Annotated in this window: 12 protein-coding genes and 1 pseudogene; 6 read left to right on the forward strand and 7 right to left on the reverse strand. The window is 27.4% G+C overall.

Annotated features, from left to right (window positions below; translation table 11 throughout):
* Positions 1–483 (forward strand): annotated as a pseudogene (locus tag LRB30_RS02850) (MATE family efflux transporter); the annotation flags it as partial.
* Positions 484–501: 18 nt separating this feature from the next.
* Positions 502–1,857, forward strand: coding sequence for a UDP-N-acetylmuramoyl-L-alanine--D-glutamate ligase (gene murD / locus LRB30_RS02855; RefSeq protein WP_231014533.1), 1,356 nt, complete (start codon positions 502–504; stop codon positions 1,855–1,857).
* Here the strand turns inward: murD and LRB30_RS02860 are convergent.
* Both LRB30_RS02860 and metG read right to left on the reverse strand, forming a co-directional pair.
* Entirely contained in the window at positions 1,854–2,897 is a 1,044-nt protein-coding gene (locus LRB30_RS02860; RefSeq protein ID WP_231014534.1) for a lipid II:glycine glycyltransferase FemX, read from the reverse strand. The genes murD and LRB30_RS02860 overlap by 4 nt on opposite strands.
* A 9-nt stretch (positions 2,898–2,906) precedes the next feature.
* A complete protein-coding gene (metG, locus tag LRB30_RS02865) occupies positions 2,907–5,111 on the reverse strand; it encodes a methionine--tRNA ligase (RefSeq protein WP_231014535.1) in 2,205 nt (734 codons plus the stop codon).
* A 152-nt stretch (positions 5,112–5,263) separates the two neighbouring features.
* Between metG and LRB30_RS02870 the strand changes: the two genes are divergently transcribed.
* Together LRB30_RS02870 and pta are read left to right on the forward strand one after the other, a co-directional pair.
* The gene (locus LRB30_RS02870; protein ID WP_231014536.1) at positions 5,264–6,058 is read left to right on the forward strand and encodes a 5'-methylthioadenosine/adenosylhomocysteine nucleosidase; all 795 of its coding nucleotides are present in this window, start codon (positions 5,264–5,266) and stop codon (positions 6,056–6,058) included.
* Between the two features lie 87 nt (positions 6,059–6,145).
* Complete coding sequence (pta, locus tag LRB30_RS02875; protein WP_231014539.1) at positions 6,146–7,201, forward strand: phosphate acetyltransferase; 1,056 nt, start codon at positions 6,146–6,148, stop codon at positions 7,199–7,201.
* Here the strand turns inward: pta and rsmA are convergent.
* Together rsmA and LRB30_RS02885 are read right to left on the reverse strand one after the other, a co-directional pair.
* Complete coding sequence (gene rsmA / locus LRB30_RS02880) at positions 7,184–8,029, reverse strand: 16S rRNA (adenine(1518)-N(6)/adenine(1519)-N(6))-dimethyltransferase RsmA (RefSeq protein ID WP_231019029.1); 846 nt, start codon at positions 8,027–8,029, stop codon at positions 7,184–7,186. The two genes, pta and rsmA, sit on opposite strands and share 18 nt — an antisense overlap.
* A 20-nt stretch (positions 8,030–8,049) precedes the next feature.
* Positions 8,050–9,315, reverse strand: a complete 1,266-nt coding sequence (locus tag LRB30_RS02885; RefSeq protein ID WP_231019038.1) for a ComEC/Rec2 family competence protein — start codon at positions 9,313–9,315, stop codon at positions 8,050–8,052.
* Positions 9,316–9,430: 115 nt separating this feature from the next.
* Here LRB30_RS02885 and LRB30_RS02890 point away from each other — a divergent pair, with 115 nt between their 5' ends.
* Entirely contained in the window at positions 9,431–10,144 is a 714-nt protein-coding gene (locus tag LRB30_RS02890; RefSeq protein ID WP_231019040.1) for a CPBP family intramembrane glutamic endopeptidase, read from the forward strand.
* Positions 10,145–10,169: 25 nt separating this feature from the next.
* Entirely contained in the window at positions 10,170–12,107 is a 1,938-nt protein-coding gene (locus tag LRB30_RS02895; RefSeq protein ID WP_231019052.1) for an AMP-binding protein, read from the forward strand.
* A 28-nt stretch (positions 12,108–12,135) separates the two neighbouring features.
* On the opposite strand, the gene argS is transcribed toward LRB30_RS02895, so the two are convergent.
* The 3 genes from argS to LRB30_RS02910 are packed head-to-tail and all read right to left on the reverse strand — an operon-like array spanning position 12,136 to position 16,681.
* Positions 12,136–13,893, reverse strand: a complete 1,758-nt coding sequence (argS, locus tag LRB30_RS02900) for an arginine--tRNA ligase (RefSeq protein WP_231019058.1) — start codon at positions 13,891–13,893, stop codon at positions 12,136–12,138.
* Positions 13,886–14,512, reverse strand: coding sequence for a hypothetical protein (locus LRB30_RS02905; RefSeq protein ID WP_231013691.1), 627 nt, complete (start codon positions 14,510–14,512; stop codon positions 13,886–13,888). The genes argS and LRB30_RS02905 overlap by 8 nt, the downstream gene beginning before the upstream one ends.
* A gap of 21 nt (positions 14,513–14,533) precedes the next feature.
* The gene (locus LRB30_RS02910; protein WP_231019066.1) at positions 14,534–16,681 is read right to left on the reverse strand and encodes a methyl-accepting chemotaxis protein; all 2,148 of its coding nucleotides are present in this window, start codon (positions 16,679–16,681) and stop codon (positions 14,534–14,536) included.
* Positions 16,682–16,816: the final 135 nt, after the last annotated feature.

Raw genomic sequence — 16,816 nt, forward strand, 5'->3', positions numbered from 1 at the left:
AATTCCTTTTGTATTTCTTTGAATATTATGATGGGCTATGAAATGCATAATAGTAAAAAAGAAGTTATGAAAGTTGCAATTTATTTAGGTAGAATTGGCTTAAAACTTGCTTTTTTAACATCTTTTGTATTGTTTGTGTTTTCATTTTTTGCTCCGTATATTTTTTATACATTAAAATATTCGCACCTTATAGGAATTATTTTAAGGTATTCTTCTGTTTCTGCCTTTTTTATGGCTCTTGCTTTTCAATATCTTTTTGGATTTTTTCGTGCAGGAGCATCTCCAAGTTTTGGTGCTATTATGGAAGGCTCTGTAACTTTTATTTATACTATTCCTATTGCTTTTGTTTTAGCAAATTATACAAATTTGCCTTTTGAAATTGTTGTTTTTATTCCAGCTCTTGAGGATGCAATCAAACTTGCTATTTCACTTCCTTATTTTTATAGTGAAAGGTGGATTAAATCTATTAAAACAGGCTGGTAGGTTTGATATAATCTTATTGTGCGTTTAGACGAAATTAAAGATTTAAAATTTTTAGTCATGGGTTTAGGTATTAATGGGGGAGGAGTAGCTCTTTCTAGATTTTTATTAAAGCATGGGGCAAAGTTAGTAATTACTGATCTTAAAAGTGAGGCAGAATTAGCTTTAAGCATTGATTCTTTAAAAGATTTTGATAATCAAATTAGGTATGTTTTAGGCAGACACGATATAAACGATTTTAAAAGTGCTGATATTGTTGTGAAAAATCCCAGTGTGAAACCCAATAATAAATATTTAAAGCTTGCAAAACGAGTTGAAACTGATATTAGCTTATTTTTGATTTTCAATAAGAATCCTATAATTGCAGTAACAGGCACCAAAGGTAAATCTACTCTTGTATCTCTTTTGTATCAGGTTTTGAAAAAAAAATATCCAAGAGCAAAGCTTGGAGGAAATATTGGCGTGTCTCCTTTGAGTTTTTTTGATCAACTTGACGGAAGATTTCCCGTGATTTTAGAGCTTTCTTCTTGGCAATTACAATCTTTAGATAATTTTAATCCTATTCTTAGCATTATTACAAATGTTTATAACGATCACCAAAATTATTATATAAATTTTGATGACTATATTATCGATAAGTCAAAAATTTTTGTAAATCAAACTTCAGGAATTGTGATTATTCAGGACAAGGCTTATTACAAATATTTTTCAAAATTTAAAACAAAAGCCAAAGTTATTTTGTTTTCCGAATCCAATTCTTGTGATTTTGATCAAGATATTTTTTATTGTAATAAAGGTAAGGTATATTTTAATGACAACCTGATTGGAAGTTTTTCTGATTCACAAGTTGTTTTTATGATTCCCAAATTTATTGCTTTTTTTGTTTCGTATTATTTAAATATAGACCTTAATCATACGTCTCAGATTTTAAATAATTTTAAAGGCATTGAGCATAGATTAGAGTTTGTTAGATTAGTTCAAAATGTAATGTTTTATAATGATACAGCTTCAACTATTCCTGAATCTACGGTTTTATCTGTTAAAAGTTTAAAAACAAAAGATAACCATATTAACTTAATTGTTGGGGGAACCGATAAAGAACTTGATTTTTCAAGTTTTAGCAAGATAATAAATATTGTGAAAACTTGGATCTTAATAAAAGGTAGTGCAACTGTAAAAATTATTAAGATTTTAGAAAAAAGTAGCATACAATATTTTGTATTTGATTCTTTAAAAGACGCAGTAAATTATTCTCTTGAAATTTCAAATTCAGGTGACATTGTATTATTTTCTCCTGCTAGTGCTTCTTTTGAGCTTTTTAATAATGAGTTTGATAGAGGCTTACAATTTAAAAATTTAGTTAATATGCTTGGTTAAATTTTTTTTCTTAATACTTTGTAATAAAAGTATCTAAGTTTTTCAAGATTTGCATAAATTTTATAAATAAAATTTTTGTAAGTAAAATCATAGCATCCAATTCTGTGAATAATATTTCCTCCAAATCCTGTTTTAAAACCAAAAAGACCATATAAAGGATGTTTTTTATTTGCAATTGGGGGAATTCCTAATAAATCATATTCTTTTATTCCTGATTTTTTTAAAATTTGTATTGCTTTAAATTGTACTGCGTAATTGGGCATTAAATTTTTATGTTCTTTGCTTGAAGCCCCATAAAGATAGATGGCTTTTTCTTTGTAAATTCCCACTATTATTCCAGAAATAATTATGTTGTTGTAAAATGCAATTATCAATTTTATTTGGGCATTTTTATCTTGTTTGAATATTTGAACGAGGTTTTGTATATATTCTTCTGAGTGAATAGCAAATTTATCTCTTTTGCTAGTTTCTTTATAAAGTGTATAAAATTCATTTAAATGTTTAAATTTATCATCTATTACTATGTTTAGATTTTTTTTTGTGCTGAGCTTTATGTTGTATCTTGTTTTTTTTTTCATGTTAAGCAAAATATTCTCAAGAGAATTATTTAAGTTTAATATTGTTGTGTTTGAAGGCTGTATGTCATCAAATGATTTTTTTAGGTATTTGATTTTAATTTTTATTGGAAAGTATTTGTCATTCAGTTTTCTTTGATAGTAATACATTAAATCAAATCTTAAAAAGATTGTATTTTTATGTAAGTAGGGCTTTATTTTTATGCTAAATTCTTTAATACTTTTGCTGATTTTGTCAATATTAATGTTGTTAAGAGTTTTGTTTGAGAACTCTGGATGTGGAATATATGCTAAGTAAAAATTTTTAAACAGCCTTCTTTGCATTACAACAATTTTACCAAGGACATCACTCTCAAATGCCATGGCTTTCCAATTGTTGTTTTTTGTTGTTTTTATTAATGCCCACAGTTCGCTTTGAAGATAATTTTCTTCCATTTCTTTTGTTTTTATTTTTTTAATGGTCATTAATAGCTCTTAACAAATTGTTCCGTTTGTAATATCTTTAGACAAAATTTTTTTCTTAGAATTTTCTAATATTAAATTTATTCCATTTATTTTAAGTTCCCCGTTTTCTGCTACTATATTTGCTTTTAAAAATTTATTTATGTCAATTCTAGGCGGGCAGGCAAGATCTTTATTCTGATCACTTTCAAGGATTACTCTCTCTCCAGCAATAGGATTTTGTATTGAATCTTCTACAATTATGACTTTAAAATTTTTATTTTTGTCCTCAGCAGCTATTAGCATTCCTTCAGATTTTATTCCCCTAAACTTTGCGGGCTTTAAATTATCTACTATTATTATATGTTTTTCTAAAAGATCTTCTTCTGTATAATACCCTTCAAGGCTGCTTACTATTTGTTTATCCTTTCCAGTTTTGTCATCCAGTTTTAATATGAATAAGTTTTTAGCTTCGGGGTTTCTTTCTATTTTATTTATTTTTACAACTCTTAAGAGCACTTTTTCTCTGAACAAGTTTTCTGGTTGCTCTTTTTCTATAGGCAAGATTTCTGCTTGTTCGTTTTCTTTCATGTTTTTCTCTCCTGAATATTTTAGCTTTAAATTGTTGATTTTTTTTTGCTCTAATTTATTAAATAATATTTCTGTAAATTCAATTTTTTTAATTCCCGATTTAGTTCCAAGAATTTTGGTTGAAAATTTATAACTGTTGCCAAAGAATTTTTGTATCTTTTTGCTTGTTTCAGGAATAAATGGCATCATTAAAATAGATAAATCTCTTATTAGGTATATTAGGTTTGAGATTAGTGCTTTTGTTTCTTGTGGAGAGCTGTCTTTTCTTTTCCATGGTTCGTTATCTTGAAATATTTTGTTTCCAAGGGATGAAATTTTAAGTATTTCTTTGAGTGCAGACTTTAGCTCTGTCTTTTTGAAAAGATTTAATATTTTACTATATTTCGGTGTTATTTGTTTCCAAAATTTATTTTGAATTTCTATTTTTTCTATTACATCTCCAAAGAATTTTCTTTGAAATGTTAATACTCTGTTTACAAGGTTTGAAAAATTATCAATAAGCTCTGTATTTACTCTTTCCATGAGATCTTGCCACATGAATTGAAAATCAGATTTTTCAGGTCTGTTATAATAAATATAAAATCTCCAAATGTCAGAGGGGATTCCTGTGGTAATAGCATCGTTTCCAAAAATTCCTGTTCCTTCTGATTTTGAAAATTTGAGATTTTCATAATTTAAGTATTCGCTTGATGAAAGTTGATTTAATACTGTCCAATTTTCTTCGCTTCCAATTTCTATGCAAGGGAATATAATTGTATGAAATAATATATTGTCTTTTCCAATAAATTGTACAAGGTTTACTTGATCATTGTTTTTCCACCAAGATTTCCAATTTTTGACAATGTTTTTGGTAATTGAAATGTATCCTATTAGAGCATCAAACCACACATAAAATACTTTATTTTCATAACCCTTTTTAGGTACGGGAATTCCCCATTTAAGGTCTCTTGTAATTGCTCTTTCTTTAAGGCCATCTCTTAAAAAAGCTTTTGTCATTTTAAGAGCATTGGTATTCCAATTCTTGTTAGTATCTGGATTTTTTATCCATTTTTCAAGTTTTGTTTTTATTTTGGGAAGATCTAAATAAAGATGATTGGTTTTTTTTAAAATAGGTTTATTTTTACAAATTATGCATTTTGGATTTATTAGGTCTGTTGGATTTAGAAGCTTAGAACAGTTGTCGCACTGATCTCCTTTAGCCATGCTTTGGCATTCTGGGCATTCTCCTATTACATATCTATCAGCTAAGAACATTGAATCTTTATTGCAAAAAAACTGTTCAGTTTCTCGCTCTTTTATATATCCGTTTTTTTCTAATTGTAGGAAAAATTTTTGTACAATGTCTTGATGGTGCTTGTTGGTTGTGCGACCAAAGATGTCAAATTCAATATTAAACCATTTGTAAATTGATTTATGTATTTCATAATATTTATTGCAAAGTTCTAAAGGGGTAGTATTTTCAATTAAGGCTTTAGTTTCTGTGGCTGTTCCATATTCATCTGTTCCGCAGATATAAAGAGTTTCAATTCCTGACATTTTCGAATATCTTGCAAAAGCATCAGCTGATAGTACTTGAACTAAATTTCCAAGATGAGGTATGTTATTAACATAGGGTAGAGCAGCTGTAATTAGATTCATTTTTTTCATTTAGTTTCCCCTTTTTTGCTATTAATATTGTAATATGGATAGGATATTTTTTTTCAATTTCTTTTACAAAAATTCTTTTAAAAGTAATTAAGTTTTGATTTTTTTTGTAAAAAATGATATAAGTATTCTTTTACTATAAGGAGTGTGAGTTTATGAATAATTGTTTCATAAAATTTTTTATTTTTTTATTACTTTTTTCAAACGGTTATGTTGCTTTTTCTAAAAATGTCAATGTTTTAATAGTAACTGCTATAGACTCTGAGTTTGAGCAGATAAACAAGCTTATGTCTAATAAGGAAGAAATAGTTCTCAAGGAGTATGGTCTTAATAAAAAGATTTTAAAGGGGAAGTTGTCTAATCGCAATGTTATGGTTATTATTTGTGGGGTTGGTAAGGTTAATGCGGGCGTGTGGACTAGCTACATTTTGTCAAAATACAATATAAGTCATGTCATTAATTCTGGTGTTGCTGGTGGTGTTGTTAGTGCTAAATACAAAGATATTAAAGTGGGAGATGTGGTGGTGTCTTCAGAGGTTGCATATCATGATGTTGATTTGACTAAATTTGGATACAAGGTAGGACAGCTTAAAGGATTGCCTCAAAAATTTATTGCCAATAAAAATTTAATTAAGAATGCTATAGAGGCCGTTAAATCAAAGGTTGGAGGTTCTAATGCATATTCAGGATTAATAGTTTCAGGAGATCAGTTTATTGATCCAACTTATATTAACAAAATTATAGGAAACTTTAAAGATGTAATAGCTGTTGAGATGGAAGGTGCAGCAATAGGGCATGTTTCTCATATGTTTAATATACCCTTTATAGTTATTAGGTCAATATCTGACATTGTAAATAAAGAAGGGAATGAGGTTGAATATAGTAAATTTTCTAAAATAGCTGCTTTCAATTCAGCTAAAGTTGTACAAGAAATTTTAAGAAAACTTTGAGAAATATTTAATTTTTATAATTGGAAATCATGTATGAAAAAAGATTTTTTATTTTAAAATGTTTTTTTTTATGCATTATCAATTGTGTTGTATTCTTTTTATAAGGTGTTTTGTTTAAAAGACTATGTTTTTAATAAGGCAAGGATATTTGTAAAAGAGAATAAGCTTAGAGCCAATATAGTTTTTCCCGAAAGTAGTGACCCTAGGGTTTTAAAGGCAGCTATTGTTGTTTTGCAAAAGAATCTTGCAGATTCAATTATTTTGATAGGGAAAAAAGATCCTGTTATTAATTCTTTAAAAAAATTTTCCAATTGTAATGATATTTTAGAAAGAATAGAAGTTATTGATCCCAATTTTTTCCCAGATATTGAAATGTATTTGGATGAATATTGGAGTTTGCAAAAATTAAAAGGAGTTACGAAGCAAAGTTTAAAGACTCAAGTTTTAGATGAAATTACTTTTGCTATGCTTATGGTAAGATTTGGTTATGCTAAGTCTTGTGTTTGTGGGGCTATCTCAACTTCTGCTAAAGTTTTGTCTAATGCTTTAAGAATAATTCCCAAGTTGGAAGGTGTTAAAATTATATCATCTTTTATGATTATGGATACTTTATGCACTGCTCGTAATGTTGATTTTTGTTTTGGGCATAATGGAATCTTATTTTTTGCAGATTGTTCTGTAGTAGTTAATCCCAATTCTTTAGAGCTTGCAGAAATTGCATTGCAAAGTGCTAAATCTTTTAAAGATATTTTAAATGCAAAGCCCAAGGTTGCTCTGTTAAGTTTTTCAACAAAAGGGTCTTCTTGTGTCAAAGAAGCTGAAAAAGTAAAGAATGCTTTAGATATTGTTAAGAATAAAGAGAGTGATTTACTTATTGATGGCGAGCTTCAACTTGATTCGGCCATAATAAAAGATGTTGCAGAAAAAAAATGTAGAGAATCTTTAGTAGCCGGTTCTGCCAATGTTTTAATATTTCCCAATTTAGATGCAGGCAATATTGGTTATAAATTAGTAGAGAGACTTGCTTTTGCTAAGGCCTACGGTCCCTTTTTGCAAGGTTTTTCCAAGCCCATTAGCGATCTTTCAAGGGGTTGCTCTGTTGATGAAATTGTATTTGCAAGTGCTTTAATGATAAGCAGTTAAAGTGTTGGAAATTTGTATAAATTCCTCAACAGAAATGTTTTCAGGTCTTTTGTTTAAATATTTATTTAGAAAATTTTCTCTCAGAATAGCTTTATTGGCAATGAAATTAATAATAGTGTTTTTTAATTTCTTCCTTCTGCTTGAAAATACAGTTCTAACTAATTTGTTAAATTCTTTGAAGTCTTTTATGTTGTTTTTTTTAGGAATTAATTTTAGTGTTGTAGATTTAACTTTGGGTGCAGGATAAAAATTGTTTTCCCCTATATCTAATATTTTAATTACCTTGAAGTGTGATTGTACTAGGACTGTAAATGAAGAATAGTTTTTGCTATTTATTTTTGCAGTTATTCTGTCAGCTAATTCTTTTTGTACTGTGAATACCATTTCTTTTAAAAAATTTTCTTCAATTAATTTAGATATTACTTTTGATGCAATATTGTATGGCAAATTTGAAAATATTTTATCAATGTTTTGATTTTCGTTTTTGTATTTTTTTAAAAAATCCCCTTTTATCAATTTAAAGTTTTTTAATTTTCCAAATTTTTCATTTAATATTTCTGAATATTTTAAATCAATTTCAAATGCGGTTAAAAGATTGGTTTTTTTTAATAAAATCTCAGTCATTGCGCCAAGGCCTGGGCCAATTTCCCAGATTTTTTCATTTTCTTTTATATTTAAGCTTTCTATTATTTTTTGCCTTATGCTTTTGTTGATTAAATAGTTTTGTCCCCACAATTTTCTTGGAGCAATTTTTTTTTCTTTTAATGTTTGTTTTATGCTAGCTATGCTATTATAGTTGATATTCATAGATAAAAGAGATAGTATCATATTATTCTTTATAATGGCAGCTATTTTAAAATTATTTTATTTTTTTTAGTTTCGTTATTATAAATAATGTAGGTTACAAGAAGAATACTTAATATTAAAAATATAGGTATTTGATGGTGCTTGACAATGAAGAATTTGCTAAAAAATACCGCTGTAATTTTTATTGTTTGAAATATGTAGGCATTTATAAGGTCAAGAGGAAAAAATAAATTTAAGCTTGAAAAGTAAGTTATTAAGCTTAATATTGTTATTGCTAAGAAAATTGATATTAATGGAATAGTTATTAAATTTGATAATACTGAGATTGGCGTTAGATCAAAATTATTAACATAAATTACTGGCGAAGTGAATATTTGAATAAAAAATGTTGTAAGCATTGATGATGTTAGTATATTAAGATCATATCTGTTTTTTAGATGAACTGATACTGATATCCCTATTGTTGCAAGATAGGAGAGCTGAAAACCTATTGAATTTAGCGTTTCGGGGAGTACAAGAGCATTTATTATAAAACTAATAGATGTGCAGCTTATTAGATTAATTTTGCCGTAAATTATTTTGTATATTATAAGAGATTCTGTCATTAAAAATGCTCTTAGTGTTGAAGGTGCAAATCCAGTTAATATTAGATAATTTAATAAAATTATGCTTAATATTAAGTATTTTAATTTTTCATTTGTGATTATTAAAATCAAATAATAACTTATTAAACTTATTAGATAAAAATGCAGGCCAGATACTACTAAAATATGGGCAATCCCTGCATTTTGAAATAATGTTTTTTCATATTTTGTTATTTCTGATTTGATATTCAAAATTATTGCTTTTGAAAAATGAGAATAACTAAGATTTAATGCAGCAAAAAAATTGTTTAACGTGTTTATATATTTTTCTCTAAGCTTGGCAAGAAAGGGCCTTTTAATAAAGTTTATTTTTTGATTTTCAATGTTAATAATATCTCCTATTTTGTAAATATTTTCAATATTTTTGAAGCCGAATTTGTATATATTTGATTGATTGTCAATTACTTCTATAATAGTTTTTGAATCTTTTTTAAAATTTTTAATGTTTGTTATTTGGTAAATATTTTTTTTAAATGTTTTACAATTTAATCTAGCCTGAAAGCTTAATAGCAATGTTGTGCAAAAAATAAAACTAAGTGCTAAGTGTTTGTTATTTTTAAGTATAAAAAATAATGCCAGTATTGTGTTAAAATAAATTAAATTGAATTTTAAATAATATTGAATCACCAAATTAAGTGAAATAAGGACAAATATTAAAATCATTTATAATATTCTTATTTTTATTTAGAAATAATTATATTTTGAATTTTAATTCGTTTTGATTAATCAATCAATAATCATTCGTTGACAATTAATAATTATTTAATTACAATACTTTATGCAATTGTTAAAAAATAAATATTCATTCAAGCGGGCTTTGCTTGATATTTTTTTGGTCTACGCAATTATTTATTTGGCATCTCCTTTTGTAAATGTTGATTCAGAATTTTGGAATATTGATAAAAATCATTTTTATTTTTGGATTTCAAGATCTTTTTTAATTATTTTTATAATTTATTTTTTTAAACTTACTAGTTCTTATGATGATTTTAGAGTAGAGTTTTTTATTCCTAAATTTAAATTTATTTTTATTTGGGATTCTGTTGTAATTTTTATTAAAACAATATTACTTGCAATGATATTCATTTTTTTAATAGCTTTTTTGCTTGAATATCTGTTGCCAGAATCGGTACTTGTCTATTATTTCCAAAACAATGCTGGATTTAATTGGAAAATTAGCAGCAAAAAAGCATTTTTTTTAATGACTTTTACCTCTTTTTTTACAGGAGCTTTTGAAGAACTTTTTTATAGGGCTTTTGTTATTGCTAAGTTTACACAAATGGGATTTCCTGTTGTCGTTACCGCCATTCTTAGTAGCATTTTTTTTGCTTATGGGCATTTATATTATGGAATTTTAGGATTTTTGGTTACATTTATATTGGGGATATTTTTTGCTTTTACTTATTTAAGGTATAAAAATGTATATTATGTGATTTTTATACATAGTTTTTATAATATTATTGTTAGCAGTTTGTTGCTTTTTTTAAATTAATTTTAAATTGTTTTGAGGGGGATTTATGAGTGATACTGTGCCTAAGCGCTTTAAAGATGCGGCGGCTCTTTATAGTGAGCTTGATATTTTTATATATAAGGAAGGGGAATCAAAAAGTTTTAAGAAGCAAATATATGCGGATTTTTGGAATGAAACAAAAAGAGTAGCTTCTGGGCTTTTGCATTGTGGTATTAAAAGGGGAGAAAAAGTTGTAATTATTTCTGATTCTAGAAGAGAATGGATAATAATCGACGTTGCTACTTTGGGGTTAGGCTGTGTTGATGTTCCTAGAGGAAATGATTCTTCTGAGGATGAATTAACTTATATTATTAGCCATTCTGAATCTACTTTTATTTTTGTTGAAAACAATAAGCAACTTCACAAGGTTTTATCTAAAAAACATGATCTTAAATTTGTAAGATGTATTGTTGTTATTGATGATGATAAATCTTATGAAGAAAAAGTAGAAAATATTACTGTATTTTCTTATAAAAAATTACTGGAACTTGGAACTGAGTATTTAAGAGCTAATCCAAAAGCATTTGATATGGAGATTGAAAAAGGTTCTTCAAAAGACATTGCAACCATAATATATACTTCTGGTACAACAGGCATGCCAAAGGGAGTAATGTTGAGGCATGAATCTTTTATTTTTCAATTAGATAGACTTTATGATTATCTTCCAACACTTAAACCCGGCAAGATGATGCTTTCTATTCTTCCTCTTTGGCATTCTTTTGAGCGGGCTTGTGAATATATAGTTGCTTTAAAGGGCATAGCAATTGCATATTCAAAGCCCATAGGTCCTGTTTTGTTAAAAGACTTTTTACTTTTAAATCCTCAAATGATTATTTCTGTACCTAGAATTTGGGAAGGTATAAGAATAGGTATTATTAAAAAGGTGTCAGAATCTTTTATTAAGAAGCTTGTGTTTGGGGGGTTTTTAAAAATTGGAATTATTTATGCAAAGCTTAAGGAGAGATTTTTAGGACTTTCTCCTATTTATAAAAAATCCAATTTGTTTATTTTGCTTTTTTCAAAATTATTTTTATTTGTGGGGGTTGTTTTAATTTTTCCTATTAAATTATTGGGTGATATTTTAGTGTTTAAAAAAATAAAAAATGCCCTTGGACAAAATTTTGAATTTGGAGTTTCTGGTGGTGGGGCATTGGTTGATTACGTTGATTATTTTTTTAAGGCTGTAGGAATTAAAGTTCTTGAAGGTTATGGTCTTACTGAAACGGGTCCTATCTTGAGCGTTAGGCATCTTAAAAGCCCTGTAGCAAGAACTGTAGGGCCCATTTTGCCAGATGTTGAATGCAAAGTAGTTGGAATTGATGGAAAAGTTTTGCCCTATGGAGAAAAAGGTGAGCTTTGGATCAGGTCGCCACAAATAATGAGCGGCTACTTTAAGGATAAAGCTAAGACCAGTAAAGTTTTAACAGAAGATGGTTGGTTTAACACTGGGGACTTGGTTAGATTAACAATTAATAATGAAATTTCAATTGTTGGTAGAAGCAAGGATACAATTGTTCTGAGGGGGGGGGAAAATATTGAGCCTGAGCCTCTTGAGAGAGTTTTAGGCAAATCTTTGTTTATTGAAAATATTATGATTGTTGGCCAGGATCAAAAATTTTTGGGTGCTGTTATTGTGCCTAATTTTGATAATCTTGAAAAATGGGCAAATTCTAGTGGGGTGTCTTTTTCTTCCAGAAGTGATTTGCTGGCCAATGAGGATGTTAATAAGCTTTATTCTAAGCATATTTCAGACACTATTAATACTAAATTAGGTTTTAAAAGTTTTGAAAAAATAGTAGGCTTTGTTTTACTTCAAGATTCTTTTTCGATTGGGGAAGAGCTTACTAATACTCTTAAGTTAAAAAGATATTATATATCCAAAAAATATGAAGATAAAATAAAATTAATTTTTAGCAAAAGTGACTTAGATTTAAACGGATATTAGACAAGAAAATTTTGCAAAATTTTCTTGTCTACATTTTTAACATATAAGGGATATTAAGCAGATACATACAATTTTTTATTGTTTGTAATATGGCTTTTAAAAATTCGATTCTTGTGATTGTTAAATCAATATTGTTTATATCTATTACTTTAACTTCTTGATAGTATGTGCTAAAATGCTTTGCAAGTGAGTATGAATAGTTGGTAAGTATTGAGGGGTTTAAATCTTTTGCTGCCTTGATTATATTTTCTTCTAATTCCGATATAATTTTAATAATTTCCCATTCTTTTTCATGTTTTAAAAGGTCAAAATTAATTTTTTCTATTACAGGAATAGAAAGTACGTTATATTTGTCAAGAATGCTATTAATTCTTGCTCCAACATATTGGATATATGGTCCAGAATTTCCTGTAAAAGATAGGCTTTCTTTTTTATTAAATACAATATCTTTATGTATAGCTGATTTTAGTAGATAATAGTGAATTGCTCCTAATGCAATGTTTAAAGCATTTTTTTTGGCACTCTCTTTGTCCTCAATTTTTTGTGTAATTTCAGGTATTATTGATTCTATTAGATCTGAGATTAAGTTATCCGCATCAATTACATTGCCTTCTCTTGATTTCATTTTTCCATCAATAAGATTAACCATTCCGTGCGACAAATGAATAAGTTTCTTGTTTTTGGAAAGTCCTAATTTTTCTGCTACAAAAAATAAACTTTTGAAGTGCTGAATTTGTTCGCTTCCAACTACATAAATCATTTCTTCAAAATTAAATTCTTTTGTTCTTACTGCTATATTTCCTAAATCTTGGGTAAGATAAATAGATGTTCCGTTTGATCTTATGAGTACTTTTTGTTTTACGTTAGGATCTTCTTTTTCATCTGAGCCTGAGGGTAAGTCAATGCATATTGCACCATCTTCTCGCTTGTAGCAAAATCCTTTTTCAAGCCCTTCTAATACGACATTTTTCCCAATTTCAAAAATTTCACTTTCAAGGTAAATTTTATCAAATGAGGTGTTTGTAATTTCGTATGTTTCTTTTATTCCTTCAATTGCCCATTTATTTAACTTTTTCCAAAGTTCAATTGTACTTGCATCTTTTTGTTCCCATTGTAAAAGTAGATCTTGAATTTCTTTTTCGGCATTTTCATTTTCTTGTGAGTATTTGTTGTATTTAACATAAAAATCGCCAATTAAATGATCTCCTTTTTTAAAAGCTTTTTCGGGGGTAATGTCATTTCCAAATTTTTTGTATGCAAGCATTGATTTGCAGATGTGAACTCCACGGTCATTTATTAAGTTGATTTTTGTGATTTTTGCACCTACAGCCTTTAATATTCTTGACAGACTTTCTCCTATTACGTCATTTCTAAGATGTCCCACATGTAGTGGCTTGTTTGTATTTGGTGATGAAAATTCTAATATTATTTTTTTATTGTCTAGATATTTGCTTGTTCCATAGGCATCTTTTTGGGCATTTACCATTTGTATTGTATTATTAATATATTTTTTTCTAGAAATTTTGATGTTTAAGTAAGGTCCCACAGCTTTAATTTCATATTTAGCTTTAAGATTTTTTATTATTTCTTCAGAGATGGTTTCAATAGGAAGTTTTAAGGTTTTGCTAATTTCAAACATTAATATGGAAATATCTCCTAGATCGCTTTTTGGAGGTTTTTGAATATTTATATTAATTTTATCTAGCTTTATGTTATTTGATAATGCTAAATTATTGACTATAACATTAATTTCGTCTTTAATCTTGTTTTTAACACTTTTATTCATTTTTTCCCTCTTTAACACTTTTAATAATTTTTTCTTCTTTAATGCTTGTTAAAATATTGATTAATAGTAAAATTAAGGACGCTAAAATAAAAATGTTTGAGCTGTGGGCTGACATTTTTGTATTTATAAGCTCCTTTATTATGGGTATTTCGTTGTTAAAAAGTTTTAAATTGCCAGTGTTTAATATTTCCCTAATAAGTGAGGCTGTTGAACTTAGTGCAATAAAAATTAAAATTGGAATTTTAGAATATTTAATTATCATTGACGGGTTTTTTAGCATTTTAAAAGGCTCGTTTTTATGAAATGATATTATTATGGCTATTAAAATGGGTATTGAAAATTTAAATTCTTTGTATAAAGTTGGTGTTAAATAGAGCATGAATAAGTAGGTTAGACTGGTAAAAATTCCTATTATTAATAGATATATCCCTAATATATGGCTTTTATGCTTTTTTAGTTCTATTTGATTGATTATTAAGGCAGGAAGTATTATACATATTGAAATCCAAATAGATACGATAATAGCATCTAAAAAGTTTTTTGTATAAGCAAAAATAGGAAATAACATTAAATGGCTTTTAAGATATTTTTCAGTATTATAAAATGTCTTTTTTTGCATATTATTTCCTTTTAATCTAGGTTATTTGGTTTTAAATTGATTTGTACTTTCACTAATTCCAGAAATATGGCTTGAGTTTGTAGTTCCTAAAACTTTAATACGCTCAATTGCTTCTATCAGTTTATTAATCTCTTCTTTTAAACCTTTCATGGAGTTTGAGACCGTAATATTAATTTCTCCCAGCAGTTTAATGGTGCTAATAATTTCTTTGTTGCCTCTAAACATATCATTTGAACCAATTTTTACTTCATATGTTATTTCCCGCATTGTATTTAAAGCCTTTAAAATTTCTTGGCTACCTATTGATTGCTCTTGCATTGTATGATTTATTTCTTCTATTACTTGAACAACTAAATTGATCGAATCAAATATTTGGTTAAAAGCTTTATTTGTTAATTCAGAAGTGTTTACGGTTTTGGTTATTGAATCCATTATTTCGTTAATTGATGAGGCAACAGATTCTGATTGTGATGTCACTTGTTCTGCCAGGTCTTTTATTTCTTCTGCAACAATTGCAAATCCTTTTCCGGCTTCACCAGCATGAGATGCTTCAATTGCAGCGTTCATTGATAGTAGGTTGGTTTGACTTGCTATAGATGAAATTAAAGAGTTTGCTTCTTGTAATCTTGTTGAGTTTTTGAAAATCTCTTTGATTTGAGTAATAACTTCTTCTTGTTTTTTTCGTCCATCGTCAGAGAATCTTTTTAGTTCTTCTGTGCTTTTTGCAGCTTTTTGAGTTATTTCTGTTATTGACTGTATTCCTCCTATCATTTCTTCGATAGCCGATGAAGATTGTTCAACACTTGCGGCTTGAGTTTCAATTGAATTGTCAAGAGATGAAATATTTTTTGAAAGACTTTCAATTATATTTGTTGTATTAGAGATGAATTCTACTTGCTTTTCTACTTCTTCTTGTGTTTTTTCTATGTATTGATTTGAATTTTTTATTGTATTGTGGGTTTTATTTATTTCGCTAAATAAATGGTCTCCATTTTCTTTAAGTAGCTTTACTCGTTCTTGTAGTGAATTAATTACATTTTTTAGGTTTTCAATAAAATGACCAAAAAGATTTATTGTTGAACTTATGGAATCTTTGCCTTTTGATTCGATTTTAAATGTCAGGTCGCCATTTTTAACTTTTGGAATTACAACGTTGAGTTTATCTATTTTTGATATTATTAAAGTTTTTATGGTTGATATCATTATTAATATAAAAATTATTACCAAAATAAATATAATAGAAAGTGAAACTAATCTCATATTTTTAAATTCTTTTGAAAATATGTTATTATAATCTATTTTTATTCCTAAGTACCAATGGGATGTTGTAATCCTTGCTAGGGAGATTATTTCATTTGAATTGCTTGTATTGTAATTTGCCTTTCCTTGAGATAATACATTTAGTATTTCAGTTAATGTTTTTAGGTTAAAGCCAAATATGTGCTTTATATTTTTTAAAACCTCGTCTTTTCCTCCAAATGCATCGCCATTGTTGTTTATTACGTATACATTAAAGTATTTTGATGAGTTTTTGCTGCTTGCATTTTGTTCTAGTAATGAGTTTTCCAAAAGCAGTAAAAGATATTCTTTTAGTTCGGCAATTTTTTCTGAAATGTCAGCATATAAAATAATATATCCAATATTAGATTTTTTTGAATCTGTTATTTTATATGCTATTGGAATATAAAAATTGTTATTTATTTTTACTAAACTGTTGTGAAGAATTGAAATTTGAAATGTAGTTATAGATTTACTCAGAAGCAATTCTTTTAAGCTCATATATTGACCGTTTCTTTTTTTTTCGCTTGATGCTATTATGTATCCATCTTTGTTTGTATACTCTATTATTTTAATAAAAGACGGTAGTGTCATTAAAATCTTGTCAGATACTAAGTACTCTTCATTTTTGTTATTTAGAATTGCAGATTTATAATCATATCTGGTTGTTAATATGCTTAAAGCTTTTACTATTTCTTTAGATTCATCAGAAAAGCTTTTAATCATTGCTTGGTTAATGAATTTTGTAAAGTCTTGTAGCTCTTTTGTTATGATTTTTTTATAGCCCTGATCTAGTAGTAAAAAGGTTGTTGCAATAATTATTATTGTATATGCCAGAATTATAAAATTGAATTTATAAAAAAGGTTGGAGTTAAGTTTCTTTCTTTTCACTAAGTCCCCTCAAAAATTTTATTTTTTCATAATTTTCATAAAATTTTTAAAACATTAAATTTTTAGTATTCTACATGTTTTATTATATAATTATATATGCATGTAGCTAAATAATAAAATAATTATTTGCAAATA

The sequence above is a fragment of the Borreliella americana genome (assembly GCF_021043605.1).
Taxonomy (GTDB): domain Bacteria; phylum Spirochaetota; class Spirochaetia; order Borreliales; family Borreliaceae; genus Borreliella; species Borreliella americana.

Coding starts and splice junctions, on each gene's coding strand:
- LRB30_RS02860 (WP_231014534.1), bottom strand. CDS start 2,897: ATGACCATTAAAAAAATAAAAACAAAAGAAATGGAAGAAAATTATCTT.
- metG (WP_231014535.1), bottom strand. CDS start 5,111: ATGAAAAAAATGAATCTAATTACAGCTGCTCTACCCTATGTTAATAAC.
- LRB30_RS02870 (WP_231014536.1), top strand. CDS start 5,264: ATGAATAATTGTTTCATAAAATTTTTTATTTTTTTATTACTTTTTTCA.
- rsmA (WP_231019029.1), bottom strand. CDS start 8,029: ATGATACTATCTCTTTTATCTATGAATATCAACTATAATAGCATAGCT.
- LRB30_RS02885 (WP_231019038.1), bottom strand. CDS start 9,315: ATGATTTTAATATTTGTCCTTATTTCACTTAATTTGGTGATTCAATAT.
- LRB30_RS02890 (WP_231019040.1), top strand. CDS start 9,431: ATGCAATTGTTAAAAAATAAATATTCATTCAAGCGGGCTTTGCTTGAT.
- LRB30_RS02895 (WP_231019052.1), top strand. CDS start 10,170: ATGAGTGATACTGTGCCTAAGCGCTTTAAAGATGCGGCGGCTCTTTAT.
- argS (WP_231019058.1), bottom strand. CDS start 13,893: ATGAATAAAAGTGTTAAAAACAAGATTAAAGACGAAATTAATGTTATA.
- LRB30_RS02905 (WP_231013691.1), bottom strand. CDS start 14,512: ATGCAAAAAAAGACATTTTATAATACTGAAAAATATCTTAAAAGCCAT.